The organism is Nonomuraea monospora (genome assembly GCF_039531895.1).
Lineage (GTDB): Bacteria > Actinomycetota > Actinomycetes > Streptosporangiales > Streptosporangiaceae > Nonomuraea > Nonomuraea monospora.
This window is the reverse complement of record NZ_BAAAQX010000103.1, coordinates 1-1,043: the sequence shown is the minus strand read 5'-3', so window position 1 is coordinate 1,043 and position 1,043 is coordinate 1. Positions and strand designations below refer to the sequence as shown.

General features: G+C 68.4%; 1 pseudogene. It reads left to right on the top strand.

From position 1 onward, the window contains the following. A pseudogene (locus ABD331_RS60660) lies at positions 1 to 1,043 on the top strand (DNA-directed RNA polymerase subunit beta); the annotation flags it as partial.

The following is a 1,043-nucleotide window of genomic DNA, read 5'->3' as shown; positions in this document are numbered from 1 at the left end:
GTGGCGTTCATGCCGTGGGAGGGTCACAACTACGAAGACGCGATCATCCTTTCTCAGCGGCTGGTGCAGGACGACGTCCTGTCCTCGATCCACATCGAGGAGCACGAGGTCGACGCCCGCGACACCAAGCTGGGCCCCGAGGAGATCACCCGCGACATCCCGAACGTGTCCGAAGAGGTCCTGGCTGACCTCGACGAGCGCGGCATCATCCGGATCGGCGCCGAGGTCGTGCCCGGCGACATCCTGGTCGGCAAGGTCACCCCGAAGGGCGAGACCGAGCTGACCCCGGAGGAGCGGCTGCTGCGCGCCATCTTCGGTGAGAAGGCCCGCGAGGTCCGCGACACCTCGCTGAAGGTGCCGCACGGTGAGCAGGGCAAGGTCATCGCCGTCCGCGTGTTCAGCCGCGAGGAGGGCGACGAGCTTCCCCCCGGCGTCAACGAGCTGGTCCGCGTCTACGTGGCCCAGAAGCGTAAGATCACCGACGGTGACAAGCTGGCCGGCCGGCACGGCAACAAGGGCGTCATCTCCAAGATCCTGCCGGTCGAGGACATGCCGTTCCTGGAGGACGGCACCCCGGTCGACATCATCCTCAACCCCCTGGGCGTGCCCGGCCGGATGAACGTCGGCCAGGTGCTGGAGACCCACCTCGGGTGGATCGCCGCGCGCGGGTGGGACATCTCGGGCATCCAGGAGGCCTGGGCCGAGCGGTTGCGTGACAAGGGCTTCGAGCAGGTCGCCCCGCGCACCAACATGGCCACCCCGGTCTTCGACGGCGCCCACGAAGAAGAGATCATCGGGCTGCTCGGCAACACCGTCCCGACGCGCGACGGCGACCGGCTCGTGCAACGCGGCGGCAAGGCGCAGCTCTTCGACGGCCGCTCCGGCGAGCCGTTCCCGTACCCGATCGCGGTCGGCTACATCTACATCCTCAAGCTGCTGCACCTGGTCGACGACAAGATCCACGCCCGGTCGACCGGCCCGTACTCCATGATCACCCAGCAGCCGCTCGGCGGTAAGGCCCAGTTCGGCGGCCAGCGCTTCGG